The sequence below is a fragment of the Bradyrhizobium zhengyangense genome (genome assembly GCF_022012555.1).
Taxonomy (GTDB): Bacteria; Pseudomonadota; Alphaproteobacteria; order Rhizobiales; family Xanthobacteraceae; genus Bradyrhizobium; species Bradyrhizobium zhengyangense.
The window spans coordinates 117286-141392 of sequence record NZ_JAKLTZ010000010.1; the positions used below are offsets into that span (position 1 = coordinate 117286).

General features: G+C 63.4%; 20 protein-coding genes. 8 read left to right on the top strand and 12 right to left on the bottom strand.

The genetic code is table 11. From position 1 onward, the window contains the following. Positions 1-17 precede the first annotated feature (17 nt). A complete protein-coding gene (locus L6639_RS30400) occupies positions 18-1373 on the bottom strand; it encodes a hypothetical protein (RefSeq protein ID WP_237865051.1) in 1356 nt (451 codons plus the stop codon). Positions 1374-1535: 162 nt separating this feature from the next. Here L6639_RS30400 and L6639_RS30405 point away from each other — a divergent pair, with 162 nt between their 5' ends. Further along, a complete protein-coding gene (locus tag L6639_RS30405; protein WP_237865052.1) occupies positions 1536-3266 on the top strand; it encodes a caspase family protein in 1731 nt (576 codons plus the stop codon). Between the two features lie 106 nt (positions 3267-3372). Here the strand turns inward: L6639_RS30405 and L6639_RS30410 are convergent, their stop codons facing one another. The 6 genes from L6639_RS30410 to L6639_RS30435 form a co-directional block, all read right to left on the bottom strand. Further along, positions 3373-4491: a cobalamin-independent methionine synthase II family protein gene (locus tag L6639_RS30410; RefSeq protein WP_237865053.1), complete on the bottom strand. Its 1119-nt coding sequence runs from the start codon at positions 4489-4491 to the stop codon at positions 3373-3375. An 81-nt stretch (positions 4492-4572) separates the two neighbouring features. Next, positions 4573-5289: an ABC transporter ATP-binding protein gene (locus L6639_RS30415; protein ID WP_237865054.1), complete on the bottom strand. Its 717-nt coding sequence runs from the start codon at positions 5287-5289 to the stop codon at positions 4573-4575. After that, on the bottom strand, positions 5282-6037 hold the full coding sequence (locus L6639_RS30420) for an ABC transporter ATP-binding protein (protein ID WP_237865056.1): 756 nt from the start codon (positions 6035-6037) through the stop codon (positions 5282-5284). Before L6639_RS30420 ends, L6639_RS30415 begins: the two co-directional genes overlap by 8 nt. Beyond that, positions 6034-7062: a branched-chain amino acid ABC transporter permease gene (locus tag L6639_RS30425; RefSeq protein ID WP_237865057.1), complete on the bottom strand. Its 1029-nt coding sequence runs from the start codon at positions 7060-7062 to the stop codon at positions 6034-6036. Before L6639_RS30425 ends, L6639_RS30420 begins: the two co-directional genes overlap by 4 nt. An 8-nt stretch (positions 7063-7070) precedes the next feature. After that, positions 7071-7940, bottom strand: coding sequence for a branched-chain amino acid ABC transporter permease (locus L6639_RS30430; protein ID WP_237865058.1), 870 nt, complete (start codon positions 7938-7940; stop codon positions 7071-7073). Positions 7941-8141: 201 nt separating this feature from the next. Further along, positions 8142-9320 carry an ABC transporter substrate-binding protein gene (locus tag L6639_RS30435; protein ID WP_237865059.1) on the bottom strand — a complete coding sequence of 393 codons (1179 nt, stop codon included), beginning with the start codon at positions 9318-9320 and terminating at the stop codon, positions 8142-8144. A gap of 525 nt (positions 9321-9845) precedes the next feature. On the opposite strand from L6639_RS30435, the gene L6639_RS30440 reads away from it, so the two are divergent. Then, the gene (locus tag L6639_RS30440) at positions 9846-10130 is read left to right on the top strand and encodes a hypothetical protein (RefSeq protein WP_237865060.1); all 285 of its coding nucleotides are present in this window, start codon (positions 9846-9848) and stop codon (positions 10128-10130) included. Positions 10131-10172: 42 nt separating this feature from the next. Here the strand turns inward: L6639_RS30440 and purU are convergent, their stop codons facing one another. Continuing rightward, on the bottom strand, positions 10173-11036 hold the full coding sequence (gene purU, locus L6639_RS30445) for a formyltetrahydrofolate deformylase (protein ID WP_237865061.1): 864 nt from the start codon (positions 11034-11036) through the stop codon (positions 10173-10175). A gap of 177 nt (positions 11037-11213) precedes the next feature. Between purU and L6639_RS30450 the strand changes: the two genes are divergently transcribed. Next, positions 11214-12056: a uroporphyrinogen-III synthase gene (locus L6639_RS30450; RefSeq protein ID WP_237865062.1), complete on the top strand. Its 843-nt coding sequence runs from the start codon at positions 11214-11216 to the stop codon at positions 12054-12056. 33 nt (positions 12057-12089) lie between these two features. Here L6639_RS30450 and L6639_RS30455 read toward each other — a convergent pair whose 3' ends face one another. The 3 genes from L6639_RS30455 to L6639_RS30465 form a co-directional block, all read right to left on the bottom strand. Next, complete coding sequence (locus L6639_RS30455; RefSeq protein ID WP_237865063.1) at positions 12090-13535, bottom strand: adenylate/guanylate cyclase domain-containing protein; 1446 nt, start codon at positions 13533-13535, stop codon at positions 12090-12092. 97 nt (positions 13536-13632) lie between these two features. Further along, positions 13633-14313, bottom strand: coding sequence for a redoxin domain-containing protein (locus L6639_RS30460; protein ID WP_237865064.1), 681 nt, complete (start codon positions 14311-14313; stop codon positions 13633-13635). Positions 14314-14334: 21 nt separating this feature from the next. After that, complete coding sequence (locus L6639_RS30465; RefSeq protein WP_237865065.1) at positions 14335-17661, bottom strand: adenylate/guanylate cyclase domain-containing protein; 3327 nt, start codon at positions 17659-17661, stop codon at positions 14335-14337. Between L6639_RS30465 and L6639_RS30470 the strand changes: the two genes are divergently transcribed. Both L6639_RS30470 and L6639_RS30475 read left to right on the top strand, forming a co-directional pair. After that, positions 17660-17863 carry a hypothetical protein gene (locus L6639_RS30470; RefSeq protein WP_237865066.1) on the top strand — a complete coding sequence of 68 codons (204 nt, stop codon included), beginning with the start codon at positions 17660-17662 and terminating at the stop codon, positions 17861-17863. The two genes, L6639_RS30465 and L6639_RS30470, sit on opposite strands and share 2 nt — an antisense overlap. Positions 17864-17952: 89 nt before the next feature. Further along, complete coding sequence (locus L6639_RS30475; protein WP_237865067.1) at positions 17953-19197, top strand: MFS transporter; 1245 nt, start codon at positions 17953-17955, stop codon at positions 19195-19197. A gap of 58 nt (positions 19198-19255) precedes the next feature. Here L6639_RS30475 and L6639_RS30480 read toward each other — a convergent pair whose 3' ends face one another. Further along, complete coding sequence (locus L6639_RS30480) at positions 19256-19930, bottom strand: Crp/Fnr family transcriptional regulator (protein WP_237865163.1); 675 nt, start codon at positions 19928-19930, stop codon at positions 19256-19258. A 318-nt stretch (positions 19931-20248) separates the two neighbouring features. On the opposite strand from L6639_RS30480, the gene L6639_RS30485 reads away from it, so the two are divergent. The 3 genes from L6639_RS30485 to L6639_RS30495 all read left to right on the top strand — a co-directional run bounded on the left by L6639_RS30485 (position 20249) and on the right by L6639_RS30495 (position 24106). Continuing rightward, a complete protein-coding gene (locus tag L6639_RS30485) occupies positions 20249-21070 on the top strand; it encodes an ABC transporter ATP-binding protein (RefSeq protein WP_237865068.1) in 822 nt (273 codons plus the stop codon). Further along, a complete protein-coding gene (locus L6639_RS30490; protein ID WP_237865069.1) occupies positions 21067-22998 on the top strand; it encodes a long-chain fatty acid--CoA ligase in 1932 nt (643 codons plus the stop codon). Before L6639_RS30485 ends, L6639_RS30490 begins: the two co-directional genes overlap by 4 nt. 214 nt (positions 22999-23212) lie before the next feature. Continuing rightward, on the top strand, positions 23213-24106 hold the full coding sequence (locus L6639_RS30495; protein ID WP_237865070.1) for a branched-chain amino acid ABC transporter permease: 894 nt from the start codon (positions 23213-23215) through the stop codon (positions 24104-24106). The last annotated feature ends 1 nt before the right edge of the window (position 24107 follow it).

Here is a 24107-nt window from a genome sequence, read left to right on the forward strand (position 1 = left end):
TTTACAGTTGGATTATGTCAATCACGCCGGCGCGAGATGACGTAGGATTCGTCGAGAAACCAGAGCCCGTTGTACTTCCGCAGCACATCCCTGGCGGCATCCAGAGTGCGGCCGTTTTGAGTCATATCTGTCAACCGGTCGTCCTCAATCTGAGCGACATACACCGCCGCATTCCACGCTGCAAAGGCCGTCGAGGTCCCGATGGTACCCGTCACCTCGTTGGGCAGCGCTTCCATATCATACCTGAAGATCGAACGGTTATCCGCATAAGCATTAAAATTTAGGTCTCGGCCCAACGATCCGAGCTCATACTTAACGGCGCGCAATAGCTCATGACGGCTCACTGAGAAAGGGTTTTCTCCGGGCCAGATGGCCTGGATCATTTCCATGCCGGGATCGTGACCGTGGGAGTGGATTCCGATCAGGCGGCCGCCCGGCCGCAATGCCCGCGCCAGCGGTGCAATGATCCGCTTGGCCCGGAAATTGACCGATGACAGGGCCCGGTATGGCTGGGATGCGATCACGAGGTCAAAATTGGCCTCGGTCTGTCCGGGCCGAGGAATGGTCGAATCGAGCAGGAATCGGTGGTCGTCGCGGTAGAGCACGAGCACGACCGGCCGCTCGTAGAGCGGCATCGCCGTACGCGGGCTGATCGCGGCGCGCCAATTCTGCTCCAGGAACGGCCGGAGCTCAGCGATCTGCTGCTCGAACTCGCCCGATGAGGCGCCCCTCAGCGGCACCTCGTGCCAGACGGTCGCAGCAGCTGCGGCAGGCGATGCCGGCGTGAGCCAGGGCGCCTCCGAATAGAACATGTTGGTGAAGACGAAAACGGATGCCGGGTGCTCGAAAATGCGGTCCGGCACCTTCTCGAGCGTCAGGCGCAGATCCTCGAGACTGAGCTCCTTGCCGGCCACATAGAACGGCATGTGCGGGTAGCGCTGGTGCGTGGCGCGCAGCACGCGCGCCAGCACCGTGCCGTCGCCGACCCCGGCATCGAAGATGCGCAGCGCCGGCGGCCGCGGATGGATTGTGGAAAGCTCCAGCGCCACCCGGTCGGCGACCACCCGTTTTTCGCTGCAGGTGTGGACGAACAGCAGATATTTCTGCCGGTTCTCGAAAAAACGGAAATTGCCCCGTGGATCGCGCTTTTCCGGGGGAACTTGAAGCCCCCGCGGCGGCGGCAGGCCACCGGTCGTCGATGCCGCGATATAGGCCTGGATCCGCTCCAGCGTGTCGATGGTGATGCGCTTGCCCTCGCGCAGGCGGTGCACGAGCTTCCCATCGTTCACCGCCCGTCGGCCAAACGTTGATTCCGCCATGTCCGCCTTACGGCAGAACTCGGTGATTTGGCTCAGGATTTCGTCGTTCGTCATGAATGGGAGAGCGGTGGGCAGGAAAGTTGGGACCTGTCTCCTAGCAAATTCTGCCCACCGAGGGAATACCGCCGCCTGCTTTACCCCAAACCCGATGACGCGCCCGTGAACCCCAACGTGCCGCCGGACAACAAACAAGCACGTCTCCTCAAGGAATTACCCATGAGCCGCCTGCTCGTCGCGTTCGCCCTGCTCGCCGCGATCCTTTGGTCGGCACCCTGCTCCGCCCAGTCGCGTAGCCAGCTCGGTCCGCTCTGCACCACCGAGACCACGCCGGCGGACCAGATGGTCGACGCCTGCACCAAAATTATCGCCCTGAAGGTTTTCAAGGGCGAGCAGCTCGCGACCGTCTATTTCTGGCGCGCGGTGGGCTGGAACAAGAAAGGCGACTACGCCAAGGTCATCGCCGACACCACCGAGGCGATCCGGCTGCAGCCGAGCCAACCGGTCTACAATTTGCGGGGCTCGGCCTATTACGACAAGGGCGACTACGACATCGCCATCGCCGATTTCGACGATGCGCTGAAGCTCGGCCCGCCAAGCGCCAGCATCTTCCATAATCGAGGCAATGCCTGGCGCGGCAAGCGCGACTACGCCAAGGCGATTGCCGACTACGATGCCGCAATCAAGGCAGATCCGAAATCGGCGTTCTCGTTGCTGAACCGCGGCGTTTCGAAAGAGGCGCTCGGCGATCTCGACGGCGCGCTCGCCGACATCAACCAGGCGATCCGGCTCGATCCGACACTGCCGCAGCCGCTGATCAGCCGCACCTCGATCTGGCGCGCCAAGGGCGAACTCGATCGCGCCATTGCCGATGGCAGCGAGGCGATCCGGCTCGCCAAGGAGAAACCGCCCGTCAACATCATGACGCCGCCGAACAGCGTGCTGATCTCCGGCTACACCCATCGCGCGATGGCCTATGAAGCGAAAGGCGACTACGCCCACGCGCGCGAGGATTACAACGCGACGCTGGCGATCGTGGCTTCCGATGCGGTCAGCAAGGCCAATCAGGCCACCGCAAAGGTGCGGCTGTCGCTGGTGACGGACGCAGCGGCGCCGATCCCGCGCGATGCACCATCCCCGACGACGCAACCGGCGGCAGCGCCGACGCCGCAGCAGACGGGCGCGGCACCTGCACCGTCTCCTGCGCCCTCGCCTGCACCGGCCGTTCGCGGCAGCCGCATGGCGCTGGTCATCGGCAACGGTGCCTATGCGCATGTGAAGGCGCTGCCCAACCCACCCAACGACGCGCGCGCGGTCGCAAAGAGCCTGCGCGACATCGGCTTCACCGTGTCGGAGGGCGTCGACCTCGACCGTGCCGCGATGCAGAAGATGACGCGCGACTTCCTGCGCGAGGCCGCACGGGCGCAGGTGGCGCTGGTCTACTATGCCGGCCATGGCGTGCAGATCGACGGCCGCAACTATCTCATTCCCGTCGACGTCGCACTGAAGCCAGGCAGCAGCATGACCGAGGCCATGATCGACATGGACACGATCATGGCGGGTCTCGACGACCAGGTTCGCACCAATATCCTGATCTTCGATGCCTGCCGCAACAACCCGATGGCACAGCAGGTCGCAAACGCTGGCGGAAGTCGCGGCATTGAAGGCGCCTCGGGCCTCGCTGCGCCGTCGAGCCTCGGGTCCGGTGCAACACTGGGGGCCGGCACGCTGATCGCATTCGCGACCGCGCCGGGCCAGGTCGCGCTCGATGGCGAAGGCGCCAACTCCCCCTTCTCCGCCGCGCTGTCCCGCCATCTCGGCACGCCGGGCCTCGAAGTGCAGCAGATGCTGACGCGGGTGCGGGCGGAGGTGGTCTCGACCACGAAGAACAAACAGGTGCCGTGGTCGAACTCCTCGCTGCTGGGCGAGGTCTATCTGGCGGAGAAGTGAGGACTCGCAAGCGCGTCGTCATTCCGGGATGGTGCGCAAGCACCAGACCCGGAATCTCGAGATTCCGGGCTCGATGCCTCGCATCGCCCCGGAATGACAATACTCGTCAGTTGCCCCACACTTCCTTCGCGATTTCGACCGCAAGGCTCAGCTTGGCCCATTGCTCTTCCTCGGAGAGGATGTTGCCCTCTTCCGTCGAGGCAAAGCCGCACTGGGGCGACAGGGCGAGCTGCTCCAGGGGAGCAAACTTGGAAGCCTCTTCGAGACGACGCTTGATGTCGTCCTTTTTCTCGAGCTCGCCAAACTTCGAGGTGATGACGCCAACCACGACGACCTTGTTGCCCTTGGGCAGGAAGCGCAGCGGCTCGAAGCCGCCGGCGCGGTCGCTGTCGTATTCGAGAAAATAGCCGTCGTAATTGGTGCCGGCGAGCATGGTCTCAGCCACCGGCTCGTAGCCGCCCGAGGAAATCCAGGTCGAGCGGAAATTGCCGCGGCAAACATGCGTCGTCACCACCATGTCGGCCGGCTTCTCGGCCAGCGCGTAGTTGATGATGCGGGCGTAGATCTGCTGGAGACCGTCCGGATTGTCGCCGCGCTCGCGCGCCTTCTGCAATTCGTCGGGCGAGCAGAGATAGGCCCACACGGTGTCGTCGAACTGCAAATAGCGGCAGCCCGCGTCGTAGAACGCCTTCACGGCCTTGCGGTAGGTCTTGCCGAGATCCTCGTAGAAGGCGTCGAGATCGGGATAGACGTCCTTGGAGATCGCCTTGCGGCCGCCGCGGAAGTGCAGCACGGCCGGCGAGGGGATCGTCATCTTGGCGGTGACGTGGGCCTGGTCGGCGACCTTCTTCAGGAAACGGAAGTGGTCGAGCATCGGATGATGGTCGGGGAAATCGAGCTTGTCGATCACCCGCACCGCGTCGTGACGGGTCTGCACACCCGCGAACTGGATGCCGGTGTCGGGGTGGAACAGCTCGCAGCCGCTGAGCTTGGCGAGGAAGTCGAAATGCCACCAGGAGCGACGGAATTCGCCGTCGGTCGCGAGCTTCAGGCCGACCGAGGCCTGCTTGTGCACGACCTTCTCGATCTCAATGTCCTCGATCTTGCGCAGATCGTCGGCCGAGATCTCGCCCTTCTCTAGTTTCGCGCGTGCCTCCTTGATCTTGGCAGGGCGCAAAAGGCTGCCGACCTCGTCGGCACGGAAGGGGGCTTTGGTTCGCTGCATTTCTTAACTCCCAAGATATTTTCTATAGCGTTTTCAAGCGAAGTGGAGACCGGTTCGCGTGAAGAAAACCCGTCGGACAAGTTAGTGGGCCGCCGCCCCTGCGACGCCGAGGTGGCGCTCCAGGACCGACGGGTCGGCCTTGAGCGCGGCGCTCGGGGCGTCGTGGACGATCGTTCCGCGCTCCAATATCACAACACGGTCGGCGAGCCCCAGAATCTTTTGCGCGTTCTGCTCGACGATGATCGAGCAGATGCCGCCGGCCCGGGTAATGGTCCCGATCGCTTTCAGAAGCTCCTCGACGATGATGGGGGCGAGGCCCTCGGTCGGCTCGTCCAGCAGCAGGACCTTCGGGTTGAGGGTCAGCGCGCGGCCGATCGCCAGCATCTGCTGCTCGCCGCCGGAGAGCTGGTTGCCGAAATTGCTGCGCCGTTCCTTCAGCCGCGGGAACATCTCATAGACCTTCTCGACGGTCCAGGGACCGGGCTTCGCCACCGCGGTCATGTTCTCTTCCACCGTCAGCGAGCGGAAGATGTTGCGCTCCTGCGGCACCCAGCCGATGCCGGCACGCGCCCGCTGGTCGGGCCGCAAGCTCGTGACATCCGTGCCGGCGAGCGTGACCGAGCCCGAGAAACGGCGGGTGACGCCGACGATGGAGTTGATCAGCGTGGTCTTGCCGGTACCGTTGCGTCCCAGCAGCGCCAGCACCTGCCCTTCGGCAAGGTTCAGCGTCATCTTCGGCAGCACCACCGCCTCGCCATAGCCGGCGCGAAGCTGGTCGATTGCAAGCAGGTCAGACATTGACCGCCTCCTCGCCGAGATAAACCGCCTTCACCTGTGGATCGCGCGCGACCTGTTCGGGCGGGCCTTCGGTCAGCAACGCGCCGGAGACCAGCACCGAGATGCGGTCGGCAAACGAGAACACGAGGTCCATGTCGTGCTCAATCAGCAGCACGGTGACGTCGCGCGGCAGGCTGCCGACGACCGCGAGAATGTCGTGGCGCTCGCTCTCCGGCACGCCGGCGGCGGGCTCGTCGAGCAGCAGCACGCGCGGCTTGGCGGCGATCGCAACCGCGATCTCGAGCAGGCGCTGCTTGCCGTACGGCAGCGTCACGGTCTGCTCGTTCATGACATCAAGCAGATGGAAGCGCGTCAGGAGATCGGCGATCTCGCCGTTGACGTCGCTGCGCGTACCCATCCGCCGCCACCAATCGCCGCCATGGCCGAGCCGCTCGGAGACGGCAAGGCCGATGGTCTCGAGCGGCGTGAGATCAGGATAGAGCTGGTTGATCTGGAATGTGCGCGACAGTCCGCGCAACACGCGCCTGTGCACGGGCAGATCGGTGATGTCTTGGCCTTCGAGCAGGATGCGACCCGAGTTCGGCTTGAGCACGCCGGTGAGTTGGTTGATCACAGTGGTCTTGCCGGCGCCGTTTGGGCCGATCAGCGCGTGACGGGCGCCCTGCTCGATCTTGAGCGAAAGATCCCGCGTGACACGCAGGCCACCAAAAGTCTTTTCGAGGTTCCGGGTTTCGAGTGCGATGGTCATGCGTCGCTCTCCGGCACGGTCACAACCGCCTTGCGTCCGGCAATCTGTTTGATCAGCAAATTGGGCAGGAACAGCACGCCGTAGTGCAGCCGCTGGCGACCAACCAGCACGATCACGACCAGCACGAGGCCGATCCAGAACTGCCAATATTGCGGGGTGATGGTGGAGAACACTTCCTGGAGCATGCGGAAGATCACCGCGCCGATCAGGCCGCCATAGAGATAGCCGGTGCCGCCGATGACGAGCACCAGCATCAGATCGGCCGAGCGATCGAATGCGAACACATCGAGCGAGGCAATCGCGGTGGTCTGGGTGAACAGCGCCCCTGCGATGCCGGCATAGAACGCCGCAAGCGTATAGATTGCGATCAGGCGGCGGTTGACGGGGATGCCGATGGCGGCGGCACGCAGCGGGTTGTTCTTGATCGCGCGCAGAGACAGGCCGAAAGGCGAATGCACGATGCGGCGGGCGAGCAGAAACAGCACGAACAGCACGGCCAGCGAATAGAAGAATCCGGCCTTGCCGAACATGTCGAACGGGATCTGGCCGAGGATCGGCTGCATCTCGATACCCTGCAGGCCGTCGGTGCCGCCGGTGATGTTGGAGAAGCGTTCGGCGAGCGCCTCCAGGAGCAGCGCGATGCCCAGCGTCACCATCAGGCGGGTCAGGTCGACGCCGCGGATCACCAGAAAGCTGGTGGCGAAGCCCAGCACCATCGCGGCAAGACCCGCCGCGATCAGCGCCAGCACGGGCTCGTTGATGACGCCATGAAGCGCAAGAAGTCCCGCGGCATAGGCGCCGACGCCGAAGAAGGCGGCGTGGCCGAGTGAGACGATGCCGGCATAGCCGAGGATGAGATCGAGCGACATCGCAAACAGCGCCAACCGCAGAATGTCGGTCATGATCAGATAGCGCGCGGGGAACAGGAAGCCGCAGGCAAGCACGATAAGCCAGAAGGCCGCTTCGCCATAGTGCCAACGCGCGTGCCGCTGGGCGTGATAACCGACGTCGGAAGAAGCGCTCATCGGCAAGCTCAACGCGCGGCCGTGCGGCCGAACAGGCCGTTCGGGCGCCAGATCAGGATCACGATCATCATGGTGTAGATCACGAAGGGTCCCATCTTCGGCACGTAATATTTGCCAGCGACGTCACCGATACCGAGCAGCAGCGAGGCCAGGAACGGGCCTGTGATCGAGGACGAGCCGCCGACGGTGACTACGATCAGGAAGTAGATCATGAACTTCAGCGGGAAATACGGATCGAGGCCGAGAATCTCGGCGCTCAGCGCGCCGCCGAGGCCGGCAAGGCCGCATCCGAACGCAAACGTGAAGGCGAACACCTGCGGCACGTTGATGCCGAGACCGCTGGCGGCGCGGGGATCATCGACCGCGGCGCGCAGACGGCTGCCGAAGCGGGTCTTGGCCAGCACCATCTGCAGACCGATCGTGAGCAGGCCGCAGATCACGATGATCATCAGTCGGTAGCGGCCGATGCCGATGCCGAACACATCGAACTGGCCCTGCAGCGCAGCCGGCAGATTGATGAAGACACGGGAGGAGCCCTGGATGTAGTCCACGGCCGCGACCGACATGAATGTCAGGCCGATCGTGAACAGCACCTGGTCGAGATGGCTGCGTGTATAGAGGTGGCGATAAAGCGTGCGCTCGAGCACGATGCCGATCACCGCGGACGAGACGAAGGCGAGCGGCAATGCCGCGAAGAACGGCCAGCCGTGCTGGTTCACCAGCAACATGCAGACATAGCCGCCGGCCATGGCGAAGGCGCCGTGGGCAAGATTGACGAAGTTCATCAGGCCGAGCGTGACCGCAAGCCCACAGGCAAGCACGAACAGCAGCATGCCGTAGGCCACGCCATCGAACAGGTTGGTGAGGATCGAGGTCATCGAACGTCGAATATCATCTCTAGTGTCGCTCAGGGCCGTGCTGCGCTCCCTCTCCCGCTTGCGGGGGAGGGCTGGGGAGAGGTGTCTCAACAACGAAGGCTGCCCCAGAGGAAAGAACCCTCACCCGGCGCTCTGCGCTGACCTCTCCCGCAAGCGGGAGAGGTGTGAAGGAAGAGCCGCCGGATGACGCGCTTTCGCGCGTCACTTCTTCGTCTTGCCGAGATCCTTGACGGCCTCGAAGGTCTGGAACTCGACATTGAAGAGCTCGCCGTCGACCTTCTCGACCTTGCGGATGTAGACGTTCTGGATGATGTCGCGCGTCTCCGGATCGATCGAGATCGGACCGCGCGGACTCTCCCACTTCTGACCCTTCATGGCTTCGACCAGCTTGGTGCCGTCGGTGTCGCCGTTAGTCTTCTTCAGCGCTTCGTAGATCAGGTGGATGCCGTCATAACCACTCACCGCCATGAAGCCCGGACGATTGCCGAACGCCTTCTTGTAGGCGGCAACGAAGTCCTTGTTCATCTGCGAGGGATGCGACGCTGAATAGATGTGCGCGGTAACGGTCCCGAGCACGGCGTCGCCCATGTTGTTGAGCAGGTCGTCGTCAGTGACGTCGCCCGGTCCGATCACCTTGATGCCCGCCTTATCGAGGCCGCGCTCGGCATATTGCTTCATGAAGTTGCCGCCCTGGCCCGCCGGCACGAACACGAAGATCGCGTCGGGCTTGGCATCCTTCATGCGCTGCAGGAACGGCGCGAAGTCGGGGTTGGCGAGCGGCGTCTTGACTTCTTCGACCACCTCGCCGCCGCCGGCCGTGAAGTGCTCCTTGAAGAAGTTGAGCGCGTCATTGCCCGGCGCGTAGTCCGACGTCAGGGTCGCCACCTTCTTGATGCCGTTCTTCACGGCCCAGTCGCCGATGATGGTCGAGGACTGCGCCAGCGTGAAGCTGGTGCGCACGATATAGGGCGAGCGCTCGGTGATGATGGAGGTGCCGGCCGCCATCACGACTTCCGGAATCTTGGCCTGCGTCGCCAGCGGAGCGGCGGCCAGCGCGGCCGGCGTCACGCCGAAGCCGCCGATGAAACTGACCTTATCGTTGACGATCAGTTCCTGCGCTGCGGTCTTGGTCTTGTCGGGAATTGCCGCATCGTCCTTGACGATGATCTCGATCTTCTTGCCGGCGACGGTATCGCCCTTCTGTTGCATGTAGAGCTTGATCGCGTTCTCGATCTGCTTGCCGGTCGAGGCCTGGCCGCCGGTCATCGGCAGGATCAGGCCGATCTTGACGGTGTCTTGCGCCTTGACCGGTGCGAGGCCTGCAAGGCCTGCGATGGCGGCAATGGCAGCCGCCCTAGAAAACGTTTTGTATTCGAACATCAGATGTCCCTCTCCTTCATTCCCGACCTTCTTCTGCGATGGACCGATTAGCTCGGTCCTTGGCTGACTTTAACCCGCGCACGAGCGATATCGCGCGTCACATGGCGTCTTTCGCGCCCTCATTGTCAATCGGACGTTTGGCGACCATTCCGCGCAAGGCCCGCGCGTTCCAGTCACCGAGATTGGAAAGTGATGTCGCGGTTACGCCAGGGTAACCCGGGCTCCGCGTTTGCACATTTCATTTGTACGATTGTACAAATGAAATGGAGCTGTCAACGAAAAAGCCCTCGCGCCGGCCAAGCAGATTGCGTACCGACGCCCGCAGTCTACGAAGGCGTTCGCCCGCGGGGATGGAGGATTTCGTCTTTCATTTGCAGAATCCGCACATCGGGGAGAATCGATACCGCGAATTCGAGGTATTTTTATACCTATCTCGAATAAGTCTATTTTACCTTGTTGAAGGCTACCGTTCCGGTCGCGCCGCTCGCCCGGCGTCCGCCCCTCGTCCCGATTGCAGTGCCCAATATGTCCAGACGTTTCCGTTCCATCGTGTCCCTGCTCGCGCTTGCCGCGGGCCTGTCCGGCTGTGGCACGGTCAGCGAAAAACTCTCGGCCGGAATGGGCGATTACATCCCGCAATGGGCCGGCGGCCTGCCGGCGGATGCCCCGCCCCGGCCGGGCACACCGCGATACGACGCCTACATGAAGGAGCGCGAACGCAAGCGGCTGATGCCAGCGGCGGATCGCGACAAGGAAGAGCAGGCGAAGAAGGGGGCGACTGGGTCGACTTCGGGCGACGCGGTGCACTGAGGGACTGGCTCCCCGCCCCGCAATCGGGGCGAGGTGAGCAAATCAATCCACGAACACCACGGTCTTGCGGCCGTTGAGGATGACACGGTCGTCGAGGTGATAGCGGATCGCCCGCGCCAGCACGCGGCGCTCGATGTCGCGTCCCTTGCGAACGAGATCCTCAGGCGTGTCGCGATGACTGATCCGCTCGACGTCCTGATCGATGATCGGACCTTCGTCGAGATCGCGCGTGACGTAATGGGCGGTGGCGCCGATCAGCTTCACGCCGCGCTCATGGGCCTGGTGATAGGGCTTTGCGCCCTTGAAGCCCGGCAGGAACGAGTGGTGGATGTTGATGCAGCGGCCGGACAGCTTGGCCGACAGATCATCCGACAGGATCTGCATGTAGCGGGCGAGGACCACGAGATCGGTCCCGGTCCTGGCAACGAGATTGAGGATCTGAGCCTCCTGCTCGCGCTTGGTCTCCTTGGTGACAGGCAGATAATGGAACGGAATCTCGCCGAAATCGAGCCCGGCATAGACCTCGCGCGGATGGTTGGAGACGATCGCAGCGAGCATCATCGGCAATTCGCCGGTGCGCCAGCGATAGAGGATGTCGACCAGGCAATGGTCGGACTTCGACACCAGCAGCATCACCTTGCGATGCGCGGCGCGGTCGCGCATCTGCCACTCCATGCCGAAGCGCTCGGCGATCGCGGCAAAGCCGGTCTGGAGCGCGGCTAATTCCACGGCGAGATCGGCCGCGGTGAAAACCACGCGCATGAAGAATTTCTTGGTCTCGACGTCGTCGAACTGCTGGGCGTCGAGAATGTTCTGTCCGGAGTTCGCCAGGAAGGTCGACACCGCCGAGACGATGCCGGGGCGATCCGGACAGGACAGGGTCAGAACGTATTGATGATCGGGCATGGCTGTTGAAGGAATGGCTGTTGAAGAGATGGCTCTTGACGAAGGTTTGGGCAGCGATGTGCGGAACGATCCGCGACTTGCGCCCTGCTCTAGCACCGAGGCGACCCTTGCGCCAATCCCGACGACGGAGTCAGGATGAACGGACGATTGCGATTTTGAACTGAACGGAGCACGCCCATGGCCGACCGATTGAACGGCACCCGCATCCTGATCCTGGAGACCCGCGAGGAGGCGCAGTTCTCGAAGCTCCTGGCCGAGCAAGGCGCCGAGGTCGTGCAGTGTCCGATGTTCACCATCCAGGATGCTCCGGACCCGGCCCCGGTCGAAGCCTGGATCCGCCGCGCCATCGACAAGCCGTTCGACGACCTCGTTCTGATGACTGGCGAGGGCCTGCGGCGGATCATGAAGCTCGCGCGCACGCGAGGGCTCGACCAGGCTTTGGTCGCAGCGTTGGCCAAATCGCGAAAGTTCACCCGCGGGCCGAAGCCCGGCAAGGCGCTGCGCGAAATCTCGCTCGAGGCTCAGCAGACCACGGAGAAGCCGACCACCGAAGGCGTGATCGAGATGCTGGGTAAGCTGGATTTGAAGGGGCATCGCCTCGGCCTCCAGCTTTATCCGGACAAGGACCACAGCGTCCTGACTGGCGCACTCGCCGCGCAAGGCGCTGAGGTCGATACCGTGCTGCCTTACGGCTACGACTCCAAAGCTGCGGACGCCAGCATCGTCGCCGCCATCGACGACATGGCGGAGGGACGAATCGATTCCATCGCGCTGACCAATCTCGGCCAGGTTCGCCGACTGATGGAAGCCGCGAAGGCACACGGCATCGAAGCGAAGTTGCGCGCAGGGTTGGAGCGGACGCTGATTGCGTCGGTGGGCCCTGCGGTGTCGGGGGAGCTCGCCGCGCATGGCCTACGCACGGACATCGCGCCGGCGGAAGATGCGTATTTCATGCGGCCGCTGATCTCGGCGATGGCCGTAGTGCTGACGGAGAAGAAGCCGAAAGTACCCGTGACGTGAAACTCTCCAGCAGGCTCGTGCCGGAGCAGGACCCTAACTCCGCACGACACGATACACGCACGCATTTCCCTCGACGCCGCGGAGAGGTGCGTCAAACTGAACGATGGCGTGGCCTGCGAGAAGGCCGCTGACGCCCGGCGCCGAATAAAGCGCTTCCGAGAGACAGATTTCGCCGGCATCAGCCAAGGCTTGCACGCGCGCCGCAACATTCACAGTCTGCCCGAAGTAGTCCAGATTTTCGTTGAGGGTCACTGCAATCGACGGACCACAATGCGCTCCGATCTTCAGGATGATGCTCGGGTCACCATGCTCGCTGTTGTAGCGTTCTATTTCTCCGAGCATCTGCAACGCCGCGGAGACCGCGTCGGTCGGGCGGGAGAAGACCGCCATCACGGCGTCCCCGATCGTCTTGACGATGGCGCCGGAATGCGCCTGGACGGTCGCTCCCAGCAAGCCAAAATGCTCGCGGACCAGGGCGTAGGCATTCAGATCGCCGAGACGCTCGTACATCGCGGTCGACCCCTTGAGATCCGTGAACAGCAAGGTCACCTGCCGGATACCGAGGCCTTCCCGCTCGTCGACACGTTCCGAGCGGAACAGGCGGCGGAAGGTATGCCGCGCAAGTAACATGCCGCCGGACATATACGGTTCGAACTCGAGCGCAGGCTTGGTCGTCTGAGCCAGGACTTCGGGCGGCCAATTGATAAGGAGCAATGAGCCACGCACCACGCCGGAGTTCTCCGCGTCGATCACAACGGGGCCGGGCGGGACGACGGGCAGCGAAGGCGAAAAGCGCTGCGCATCATATCCGACCCGCAGGACGGTCGGCGCGGTTGCGGGTTCGCCTACGACCGAGACCACGAATGCAGCCTGCGTCTGGACGTTGACTCCGGCCAGGGCACCGGGACCGAGGTCGGCACGAAGAGAGGTGGTCGAGCCCGGCGGCAAGAACGCAAGTCCACGAACCAATCCCCGCAGGAAATCGAGGAATCGGACCTGCTGACCGGGCATGCGCGCGTCGCCAAGGAAACGAAGCTTCCAGTGGAAATCCTCGATCGAAAGGGAATCAGGATCATGAAATGGAATCCGCCGGAGCTGCGGCGAGACCGTAAACGTAACGTCAATGAAATCGTCGAGGTCGGTTTCACCGCTGACGTCGCAGAGGCCGCAAACGTAATGGGTTTTCAGGGTGCGCAGAGCGCCAAAGCTGTCGAGTACCATGCCGGACTGGGGACAAACAACGTCCCAACTCATCTCGAACAACCCGCTCCTGGTCGCATGGAGAAACAGGTCGATGCTTTCAGCCTCGGTAATGGCGCGATCACGCGCGAACGCCAGGGGATTGATCCGGTAGAGCGAGAGATCGTCACCGCCCCTGATAAGCGTTTCGAATTTCGAGATCACGCGTGGGCTCCAGGATCGGGCCTGCTCGATCTCGGTCATCTTGCTTTCGAGCAGCCGCTCCTGGATGTGGGTCATCGTGCGCCTGAGTCTTTGCGAGTCATGAGCAGGAACTGTCGCCGCGGGTTGCAGCGCGTCGAGCGCGGCATTTGCACCGCCAACTCGGCGGCGATTCCTAGCTTGCCACTTGCGAGGCGGCCGACATCAACTCCTGGGGGCTCGGAGCCCCGAACATGCGTTGGCCGCCTTCAGGAACCTCGGTAAAGGACCAGCGCACGATGCCCTCACGATCGAGCAGGAACTGGCCGAACAGCTGGCCCTGGCCGGTTGCCGCCATGCGCTGATCGGCCTCCATCATCTGGTAGCCGTCCTTGTTGTTGAGGTACTCGGAAGCCGCCAACCGATTCATCGGCCCCGACGTTTCGCCGGGCATATCGACCTGCATGCTCATGACAACGTCCATACCCACCTTGCGCGGCCACTCGGTCTCGTTCTCCGTAAACTCGATATTGGGCAGGCCGAACGCGCGGTGCGAGACCCGTTCTGGGTCGGACGCGGCAAGCAGATTGGGCAAGGGATGATAGCGGAAGTAGAGCCGCGCGCGCTCGATCGGCGTATTCACGACGGTGAGACTTTCGACGCCCTTCTCGCGCAGGGCTGCGTCAAGTTGCGCCTGGGCCGCGATGTGGCGCCGACAGAACGGGCAGTGCAGCCCGCGAAACAAGCCGATCAATATCGGACTATGCCCGCGAAAATCCTGGAGCGCGATCGTTCCATCGCGTGTGATGGCGTCCAGCACGATGTTCGGTGCACGATCGCCCGGCTGAAGCGGTCCATCGACATGAAGTTCTGACATGGTTGAACTCCTTCATATGACTTAGTCAAGAAATGGCAACACGATCAGCCCGGCGGGATCGAGCCCGTGGCGGGCGCAGACATCATGGGCCAGCGCGAAATATCGGTCTGCCTCGGGCATGTCGCCTCGATCAAGGCTCAGCGTGGCGAGACCATCATAGCACGGAAAAAGCTGCTGCGGTTCGCCGGTTTCGTTCGCCACCTCGATTGCCTCATTGTAGCAGAGGGAGGCCAGATCGGGGCGGAAATGACATTGATGGATTTGCCCGAGCACGATCAGGGGCACGGAGAGATGCTCGCGCAGATCCAGCGCACGGTCGATTTCGATTGCCTTTTCGGCAGCCGGTACACCTTCCTCGCTACATCTGTCCGTGAAGGTGCAACAGGCAACAGCAAAATTGGCAAGAAGACGCGCCTGGAAGCCGAGGTCCCCGATCCGGCGCGCGATATCGAGCCCACGCCGGCAGACCGCCACGGCTTTCGCCGGGTCGACAATCGTATAGAGCGCACCGAGGTTGGTGTAGCCGCGGCAGGCTACGTTAAGGTGGCCGGCTGTTTCGGCGGCTGCAACACTTTGCTCCACCTCGCGCACCGCCTCCTCGTGTCGTCCAAGCCGCGCCAGCGCTACCCCCTTGGTGTTGAGGGCCTCCGCAATGGCACGTGCCGCCTCCAGCCCGCCCTGCTCGTCCGCCTCCGCCGGTACGGACCGTGCATAGCCGAGCGCCTCGTCTGCCCATCTCGCGGCGGCCACGTGATCGCCTGTCCGAAACGCGAGACGGCCGCGCTCCTGCAAGAGATGCGCCCACTCGATGGGCGCGTCGATCCCTCCAAGCAGGTTGGCCGCCTTGGCGTAATGCGTCTCTGCCTTGATCCGCTTGCCGGCATCCCACAGCAATCGGCCAAGCTTACGAAGAATTCGCGCTTCGCCGATCCGGTCCTGCGTGGCGCGGTGCCCCTCCAACGCGCTGCGAAAGTGCTCCTCGGCCGTGTTCCGGCGGCCAGCCGCGGCACAGAGGTCCGCAATCCGCTCGTACAGGACCAGACGTTCCGGCTCACGTTCGCTGCCGCCGGTCAACAGCACGGCGAGGGCCTGCTGGTAGAGACGGATGGCATCGTCATTGGCATAGCTGGCGCGCGCGCGGTCGCCGGCCGCGCGCAAATAGCGCGCGCCTTTCGGCTTGCTCGCGCTCAGACTGAAGTGATGTCCGAGCAGTATGAGATCTTCGAGCCGCTCGGGCTCATTGCTATAGAGCCTCTCGAGCGCCCCACCAATCCGTCCATGAAGCTCGATCCGGCGCTGCAGAAGCAGGTTTTGATAGATGACGTCCTGAAGCATGGTTTGCGTGAAGCGGTAGGTCCGCAGCGAAATCGAGTTCGAGCCCGCGATCTCCTCGACGATTTCCGCATCGCACAGAAGTTCGAGCCCTGCTTCAACCCTTGCCGGCTCGGTTGCCGCCGCACCGAGAGTAGCCGCATCAAAACGCGGGCCGATCACCGCGGCCTCCTGTGCTAGGCGGCGCACCTGATGCGGCAACCGGTCGAGACGCGCCAGCAACAACGCCTGAATACTTGCCGGAATATCGGCGGCGGCTTCATCCGACGTCATCCGCCACTGCGCACCGTCGCGCTCCAGAGTACCGGCTTCGATCAGGCCGCGTATGATCTCCTCGAGGAAAAGCGGATTGCCGCCGGCACGATCGAGGATCCGACTAAACAGACGCCCCGGCGGTTCACGCCAACCGTGACTGAAGTAAGCCGCGAGCAGCCTTTGTCCGTCGGCGTCGCCAAGCGGGGGCAGCCGGAGGGTTGCGTGACTGATCCTGCTCGAACCGAACTGGTCCAGTTCCAGCATCGGCCGATGCGTAAACAGCAGCATCAGCCGCGTCCGCTCAAGTCGATCCATCAGGAAGCGCAACGCTTCCAGAGACACCGCATCGGCCCAATGCAGATCCTCGACGATGATCAGCAGTGGCGACAGTGCCAGGCGGCGCTCGAAGACGGTGCGAATCGCGAAAAATATCTGCCGGCGGAGCTGTTCAGGCTCGACATGCCTGAGCAAGGTGTTGGGGTCGCCGAGGCCGAGTACGTGCAAATAGAGGGGTATCAGGCGGTCGGCCTCGTCAGTCGCGAGGCCAAGCTCCGACAGCGCTTCGGCGACCTTCGCCTCCGCCTCAGTGGCGCCCGCCTTCTGCGCGATGCCATAGGCGCTGCGCAGCACGGCGGCGAGTGTGCCATAGGATTGTTCGCCGAGCGGCGAGCACGCCGCCTGCCGGATCGCCACGCCAGCGAATTGATCCTGGTCGCGAATGCGGGCGACGAACTCCCTGACCAGGCGCGTTTTCCCGATGCCGGCTTCACCGACCAGCCGCACCAATTGTGCCGCGCCGCCGCACGCGAGATCAAGGCTGCCGATCATGCGCGCAAGCTCGGCGTCCCGCCCGATCAACGGCGCATTGAGGCCCAGCGTATCGAGACCTCGCGCCGCGCGGGGCGTGTCGAGCGCTTCCTTCAGACGGTGGACCAGCACGCTGCCCATCTTGCCCTTGAGTGAGACCTCGCCAAGCGAGTCATAGGAAAACGCATGCCGCGTCAGCCGGTGGGTCAACGGCCCGACCAGCACCTCGCCCGGAGCCGCCATCGATTGTAGTCGCTGGGCGGTATTCACCGTGTCGCCGGTCACCGAATAGGATTTGGTAACACCCGCACCGAGCCCGCCCGCGACGACATGCCCGGTATTGATCCCGACATGGAGCAGCAGAGGTGAACCTGCATACGCCTTCGCGCGTTCGCTGAGGCGCGCCGTCCGGTCGATCATGTCGAGGGCAGCGCGCACCGCCCGCTCCGGGTCATCCTCGTGCGCCGCCGGCGCACCAAACAGGGCCAGCAGCGCATCGCCGATGAATTTGTCCACGAAGCCGCCAAAGCTTTGCACCGCGGCCGTCAACTCCTCGAACAATTCGTTTTGAAGCGTCTGCATGACCTCGGGGTCGAGCCGCTCACTCATCGCAGTGAAGCCGCTGAGGTCGGCAAACAGCACGGTGATGGTGCGGCGGTTCGCCTCGCTGTCGATCTTGTCCGACGGAGCTCGAAATGCGGCTTGGGCCTCCTCTGCCGGCGCGAGCGGCGGGGAGGAGGAGCGGATCGGGAGCGTCGTCGGGCTCGTCCGCGCCGATGCCTGCTCGCCGCCTGCGGGGACCTCAGAGACGAAGACGCCGCATTTCGGGCAATAGGCGAAATCCGGCGCGCATCGAAAGCCGCAGCCAGGGCACGCGTTCGGCTGCTTCGTGCCGCACTTCGGGCAGAAGGCAAAGCCGCTCTGGACCTCTAGACCACAGCAAGAGCAGTTCATGGGTCAAGATCTCGCGGAAGCCGCGATGGCGCGATCTACTGGACCTGCCGGATGGGCCCAGAAACCAGGCAAGCATGGCCTCGTCGCACCGGAAGAGCAAGCGGTGGTTGGTCAACATGTCCGTATCGGATGGGCGACGAAGCGATGCTGCGGACGCACTGGCGCACCGCGCGTCGTCGGCAAGCATGGCGGCATGCAGTAGCGCCGATTGACAGGGGCATGGCCGCGGCTACCCTGCCGAACAGAACAACAAGAATAAGGGGGAATCGCCGTGAAACCCGTCATCGCATCTTGAGCACATCCGCGCTCGCACCATTCCGCATTCGCAACTATCGCTTTCAGTGGCCGTCGGACCTGCTCACCTCCTGGGCGTTCGAGGTCGAGACGCTGGTGCTCGGCTGGTACATCCTGGTCGAAACAGGCTCGGTGCTGCTGCTGACCGTTCTCGCCTCGCTGCAATATGTGGGAACGCTGATCGCTCCGGTGCTCGGAATGGTCGGCGACCGCATGGGTCACCGCGATCTTCTTGGCGTGCTGCGTCTCACCTATACCGTGCTCGCCTCGACCATCATGGCGCTGGCGCTGACCGGCCATCTCGCGCCGCTCAAGGTGATGATCATCGTGACGATCATGGGCCTGATCCGCTCCTCGGATCTCGGCCTTCGCAGCGCACTGCTTGCCGACATCATGCCGGCCGAGCTGCTGGTGGGGGCGATCAGCCTGTCACGCACGACCCAGGACAGCGCGCGCATCGCCGGCGCGCTGACCGGAGCCGGACTGTTCGCGACCTTCGGCATCGGCAAGGTCTATGTGGTGATCGCCTGCCTCTATGTCGTGGCCGCCGGTCTGATGTTCTGCCTGACCCGACCGGCGAAGTCCGCCGAGCATCGCACGGTCGAGAGCCATTCCGGCTCGCGGCTGCTGCGCGATCTCAAGGAAGGCCTCGTTTTTTCCTGGAATGGGCCGGCCATGCTGGCCGCGCTGTGCGTCGCATTCCTGGCCAATCTCACTGCTTTTCCGCTGACGAATGGGCTGCTGCCCTACATCGCGCGCGACATCTTTCATACCGACCAGACCGGCCTTGGTTATCTCTCGGCAAGCTTCGCGCTGGGCTCGCTGATCGGCTCCGTCACGCTTAGTCTGGTCAGCGGCCTGCGTATCGCCCGCCTTTTGATCGGCGCCACCCTCGCCTGGTACACGCTGCTGCTGGTGTTCGTCGAAATCAGGACCATACCCGTGGCGATGGCATGCCTGGTGCTGGTCGGCATCGCCCAGAGCATGTCGATGATCTCGGCAGCCGTCATCCTGATGCGGACCGCCAGCGCTCACCTGCGCGGCCGCGTGATGGGGGTGCGCATGATGGTGATCTACGGCCTGCCGATCGGATTGCTCGCGGCTGGCAGCTTGATCGACATCATCGGCTATTCCGCGACGGGGTCCCTCTATGCCGCCGCGGGCTTCATCGCGATGCTGGCGATCGCGATCCGCTGGCGCGCCGACCTCTGGCCGGTGCACGCGCCCGCCAATGCGCGGTAGATTTTGTTTTGACGCGTTTTCTTGACGCGAACCGGTATCCACTTCGCTCGAAAACGCTCTAATCCCCGTATCCACGCAGCCGCTCGACATTGAGGATGGTGACGCCGCCATACTCCAGCCGCAGCAGCCCCTCCTTCTCCAACCGGTTCAGCGCTCGGTTGGCATTCTGCCTGGACATTCCGGAGAGCGCGCCGATCTCCTCCTGGGTGATCTCCAGATGCGCGGTCGATTCGGGATAGAGGATCGGATTGAACAGGGAGGCAATGCTGCGGGCAAGTCGAGAGGTCGCATCGAGGGTGCGGTTGACCTCAAGCATGCCGATGAATTGGCCGAGCCGCTCGTTGAGCTGGCGCACCAGGAAGCGGTTGAAGCCGACGCTGTTCTCGAACAGCCACATGAAGGCTGAGCGTTCCATCAGCGCGACACGGCTGTCGCGCAGCGCGACCACGTCGTAGCGGCGCAATTCGTTCTTGAGCACGCTGCCTTCGCCGAACCACGCGCCTGCCGTGAGCCCGGCCAGGCTGGTCTCCTTGCCGTCGCGCGACACCCCGCCCATGCGGGCGATGCCACTCACCATACCCGCCCAATAGTCGAATTTGTCGCCGCGCATGAACACGGTCTCGCCGGTACCGTAGGACCGTTCGGTGATCCCGGCGCGGGCAACCTCGATCTCCGCTGGCGTGAGCTCGCGCGACCAGGCGGCGACGCGCCTCAGTTGATCCTCTGAAATCATGATCGAGAGGCCGGCCATCCTTCTGTTGCATTGCAACATGATCGCTCCAGCCACCATCCTACGAAAGAAGGAGGCAGCGGCCGACTGAAAAACTTTGTCGCAGAATTGTCAGGCCGGAGACATTTCAAATTAGCGCTTTCCCCTATTGAGAACCACCTCGGGCGATGCGGCTTTTGATCCCAAACAGGGCGAAAGCGGCGCGGCTCTGGTCGGGACCATGTGCTGCATGGCCTCGCTGGGGCGGCCGTACTAGGATCGTCCAGGAGGAACCGACGAAGAGCGCCGCTGAATGCGCCATCACCGGGAGGGATTTGTTTGGTGGCTACCAGTCTCGAAGTGCGCGGCGTGTCCTTGCGATTCGGCGGCGTTCGTGCGCTGACCGACGTCAGCTTCGCCATCAACGAGGGCGAGCTGTTCTCGATCATCGGTCCCAACGGCGCCGGCAAGACCTCGATCGTGAACTGTATTTCCGGCCGCTATAAGCCGACCGAAGGTCAGCTGTTCTACCAGGGCCGCGACATCACGGGGCTGACGCCGAATGCGCGCCCCAAGCTCGGCATCGGCCGCACTTTCCAGAACCTTGCGCTATTCCACCACATGAGCGTGCTCGACAACATCATGGTCGGCCGCCATCACCTCTTGAAGAATAATTTCCTCACGGGCTCGCTGTACTGGCTCACCGGCGCGCGCAAGGAAGAGCTCGCGCATCGCCGCAAGGTCGAGGAGATCATTGACTTCCTCGACCTGCAGTCGGTGCGCAAAGCCACCGCCGGCACCCTCTCCTATGGCCTGCGCAAGCGCGTCGAACTCGCCCGCGCCATGGCGCTGGAGCCGCGCCTTATCCTCCTCGACGAGCCGATGGCCGGCATGAACTTCGAGGAGAAAGAGGACATGGCCCGCTACATCGTCGATCTCAACGAGGAGTTCGGCATGACGGTCGTGATGATCGAGCACGACATGGGCGTTGTGATGGACATCTCCCACCGCGTTATGGTGCTGGATTTCGGCCGCAAGATCGCCGAGGGCGATCCCGCCGCCGTGCTCGCCGATCCTCACGTCAAGCGCGCCTATCTCGGCGAAGAGGACGAGGCGCTGGTCGGCCCCGATGATGCACCGCCGGCGCAGGAGAGCGCGGCATGATGGATTACGCAGGGCGCGTCGCGCAGGCCGACACTTATCCGAAGCTGCTCCGGCTCAATGCAAAAGAGCACGGCAACGAGATTGCGCTGCGCGAAAAGGATCTGGGTCTCTGGCGCCCCTTCACCTGGAACGACTACCAGTCCCGCGTGCGCGACTTCGCACTCGGCCTGATCGAGCTTGGCCTTGGCCGCGGCGACGTCATCGGCATCATCGGCGACAACCGGCCGGACTGGGTCGCGGCGGAGGTGGCCACCCATGCGATCGGCGGACTGAGCCTCGGGCTCTATCGTGACGTACTCGACGAAGAAGCCTCCTACCTGCTCAACTACGGCGAAGCGCAGCTCGTCTTCGCCGAGGACGAGGAGCAGGTCGACAAGCTGCTGGCCCTGGCCGACCGCGTGCCTGATCTCAAGCACATCATCTATTCCGATCCGCGTGGCATGCGGAAGTACGACGATCCGCGTCTGATGTCGGCGGAAAAGTTCGCCGAGCTCGGTCGTGCCCGCGCCGCGCGCGAGCCGGAGCTTTACGATCGCCTCGTCGATGCTACCAAGGGCGAGGACGTCGCGATCCTGTGCACCACGTCGGGCACCACGTCACATCCAAAGCTCGCGATGCTCGCTGCCGGGCGCGTGCTCGGCCATTGCGCGACCTATCTGGCCTTCGACCCGAAGGGACCCGACGACGAATATGTCTCGGTGCTGCCGCTGCCCTGGATCATGGAACAGGTCTACGTGCTCGGCAAAGGCCTGCTCTGCCGGATGAAGATCAACTTCGTCGAAGAGCCGGATACGATGATGAACGATCTGCGCGAGATCGCGCCGACTTTCGTGCTCTTTGCCCCAAGGGTCTGGGAATCGATCGCCGCCGACGTCCGCGCCAAAGTGATGGATGCGACGCCCTTCAAGCAGCGCCTGTTCGATATCGGCATGAACAGTGGCCTCGCCGCACTTGAACAGGGCAAGCGCTCCGGCTTTGCCGACGCGATCCTGTTCCGCGCGCTCCGCGACCGGCTCGGCTTCACCCGCCTGCGCTCGGCCGCCACCGGCGGCGCCGCGCTCGGGCCGGATACCTTCAAGTTCTTCCAGGCCATGGGCGTGCCGCTGCGCACGCTCTACGGTCAGACGGAATTGCTCGGGGCCTACACGCTGCATCCGGAGGGCAAGGTCGACCCTGACACGACGGGCGTTCCGATGGCCGACAATGTCGAGATTCGCATCGACAATGCCGACATTCACGGCGTCGGCGAGATCGTGGTGCGGCACCCCAACATGTTCCTCGGCTACTACAAGAACCCGGAGGCCAGTGTCGCCGACATCAGGAACGGCTGGATGCTCTCGGGCGATGCCGGCTATTTCAACGCCAACCGCCAGCTCGTCGTCATCGACCGCATCAAGGATCTCGCCGAGACAGCGCGCGGCGAGCGCTTCTCGCCGCAATTCATCGAGAACAAGCTGAAATTCTCGCCCTATATCGCCGAAGCCGTGGTGCTGGGCGCCGGCCGCGACGCGCTCGCGGCGATGATCTGTATCCGCTACTCCATCATCTCGAAATGGGCGGAGAAGAACCGGCTCTCATTCACGACCTACAGCGACCTCGCCTCGCGCCCCGAGGTCTATGCCCTGCTCCAGAAGGAAGTCGAGACCGTCAACGCCACGCTGCCGCCGGCGCAGCGCATCTCGCGCTTCCTCTTGCTCTACAAGGAGCTCGACGCCGACGACGGCGAGCTCACCCGCACGCGAAAGGTACGCCGCGGCGTCATCAACGAGAAATACGCCGGGATCATCGACGCCATCTATCGCGGCGACGCCAACATTCCCGTCGACACCGTGATCCGCTTCCAGGACGGCACCACGCAGCGCGTGCGCACGACGCTGCGAGTCGTCGACCTCGGCGGACGCGGCCCCATGGCGGAGGCTGCGGAGTGATGTCGTTCTCGGAGAATGCGCTGTCAGTCGATGCGCCCTCTCCCCTTGTGGGAGAGGGCATCACCGCCATCAGCCACACCCTCATTGGGGTGAGGGGTCCTCTCTCCGCACCGTCACTGCCGGGACGACCCCTCACCCGTCTTCGCTTCGCGAAGCCAACCTCTCCCGCAAGGGGAGAGGGGAAGAGCGCGCCGGATTTGTCAGCGAGCATCACATGAACACCGCCTTCCTCATCCAGCTCCTGGTCAACGGTCTCGTCGTCGGCACGCTCTATGGCGTGGTCGCGATGTCGTTCGTGCTAATCTATAAAGCCACCCAGGTCGTCAACTTTGCGCAAGGTGAACTGTTGCTGGTCGGCGCCTGGGTGTGCTGGGCGCTGCTCGCCAAATATCAGGTGCCGTTCTGGATCGGCATGCCGATGACGCTGGTGTTCATGTTCGTGTTCGGCATCGCGATCCAGGTCCTCATCCTGCGGCCGATGATCGGCGAGCCGATCATCTCGGTGATCATGGTGACGATCGGCCTCTCCACCGTACTTCAGGCGACGCTGAAATGGATGTTCGGCGTCAATCCGCAGCCGTTCCCGCGCGTGTTCGAAAGCCAGTCCGTCGGCCTGTTCGGCCTCCAGATCCAGACCGTCTATGTCATGAGCCTGGTCGTCTCGCTCGCGATGATGATCGGCATGGCCTGGTTCTTCCGCGCCTCGAAATACGGCCTTGCGATGCGCGCCACGGCGTTCAACCAGCAAGTGGCGCAGTCGCTCGGCATTTCCGTCAAGAGCGTGTTTGCGATGGCCTGGGCGATATCGGCGACCGTCTCGGCGGTCGCCGGCGTGGTCGTCGCCGTGGTCAACGGCGTGTCGTCGGGCCTTGCGGCCTACGGCATCAAAGTGTTTCCGGCGGCGATCCTCGGCGGGCTCGATTCCGTCGGCGGCGCGGTGCTCGGCGGCATCATCATCGGCCTGCTCGAGAACATCGCGCAATATGTCGACAGCCAGTACCTGCATTGGGGCAACCTCTACGAGATTGCACCGTTCTACGTGCTCATCATCGTGCTGATGATCAAGCCTTACGGCCTGTTCGGCACCCACGACATCGAGCGGATATGAT

Excerpts from the sequence above, each read along its gene's own strand:
- L6639_RS30400 (WP_237865051.1), bottom strand. The coding sequence starts at position 1,373 with ATGACGAACGACGAAATCCTGAGCCAAATCACCGAGTTCTGCCGTAAG.
- L6639_RS30405 (WP_237865052.1), top strand. The coding sequence starts at position 1,536 with ATGAGCCGCCTGCTCGTCGCGTTCGCCCTGCTCGCCGCGATCCTTTGG.
- L6639_RS30410 (WP_237865053.1), bottom strand. The coding sequence starts at position 4,491 with ATGCAGCGAACCAAAGCCCCCTTCCGTGCCGACGAGGTCGGCAGCCTT.
- L6639_RS30415 (WP_237865054.1), bottom strand. The coding sequence starts at position 5,289 with ATGTCTGACCTGCTTGCAATCGACCAGCTTCGCGCCGGCTATGGCGAG.
- L6639_RS30420 (WP_237865056.1), bottom strand. The coding sequence starts at position 6,037 with ATGACCATCGCACTCGAAACCCGGAACCTCGAAAAGACTTTTGGTGGC.
- L6639_RS30425 (WP_237865057.1), bottom strand. The coding sequence starts at position 7,062 with ATGAGCGCTTCTTCCGACGTCGGTTATCACGCCCAGCGGCACGCGCGT.
- L6639_RS30430 (WP_237865058.1), bottom strand. The coding sequence starts at position 7,940 with ATGACCTCGATCCTCACCAACCTGTTCGATGGCGTGGCCTACGGCATG.
- L6639_RS30435 (WP_237865059.1), bottom strand. The coding sequence starts at position 9,320 with ATGTTCGAATACAAAACGTTTTCTAGGGCGGCTGCCATTGCCGCCATC.
- L6639_RS30440 (WP_237865060.1), top strand. The coding sequence starts at position 9,846 with ATGTCCAGACGTTTCCGTTCCATCGTGTCCCTGCTCGCGCTTGCCGCG.
- purU (WP_237865061.1), bottom strand. The coding sequence starts at position 11,036 with ATGCCCGATCATCAATACGTTCTGACCCTGTCCTGTCCGGATCGCCCC.
- L6639_RS30450 (WP_237865062.1), top strand. The coding sequence starts at position 11,214 with ATGGCCGACCGATTGAACGGCACCCGCATCCTGATCCTGGAGACCCGC.
- L6639_RS30455 (WP_237865063.1), bottom strand. The coding sequence starts at position 13,535 with ATGACCCACATCCAGGAGCGGCTGCTCGAAAGCAAGATGACCGAGATC.
- L6639_RS30460 (WP_237865064.1), bottom strand. The coding sequence starts at position 14,313 with ATGTCAGAACTTCATGTCGATGGACCGCTTCAGCCGGGCGATCGTGCA.
- L6639_RS30470 (WP_237865066.1), top strand. The coding sequence starts at position 17,660 with ATGGGTCAAGATCTCGCGGAAGCCGCGATGGCGCGATCTACTGGACCT.
- L6639_RS30465 (WP_237865065.1), bottom strand. The coding sequence starts at position 17,661 with ATGAACTGCTCTTGCTGTGGTCTAGAGGTCCAGAGCGGCTTTGCCTTC.
- L6639_RS30480 (WP_237865163.1), bottom strand. The coding sequence starts at position 19,930 with ATGATTTCAGAGGATCAACTGAGGCGCGTCGCCGCCTGGTCGCGCGAG.
- L6639_RS30490 (WP_237865069.1), top strand. The coding sequence starts at position 21,067 with ATGATGGATTACGCAGGGCGCGTCGCGCAGGCCGACACTTATCCGAAG.
- L6639_RS30495 (WP_237865070.1), top strand. The coding sequence starts at position 23,213 with ATGAACACCGCCTTCCTCATCCAGCTCCTGGTCAACGGTCTCGTCGTC.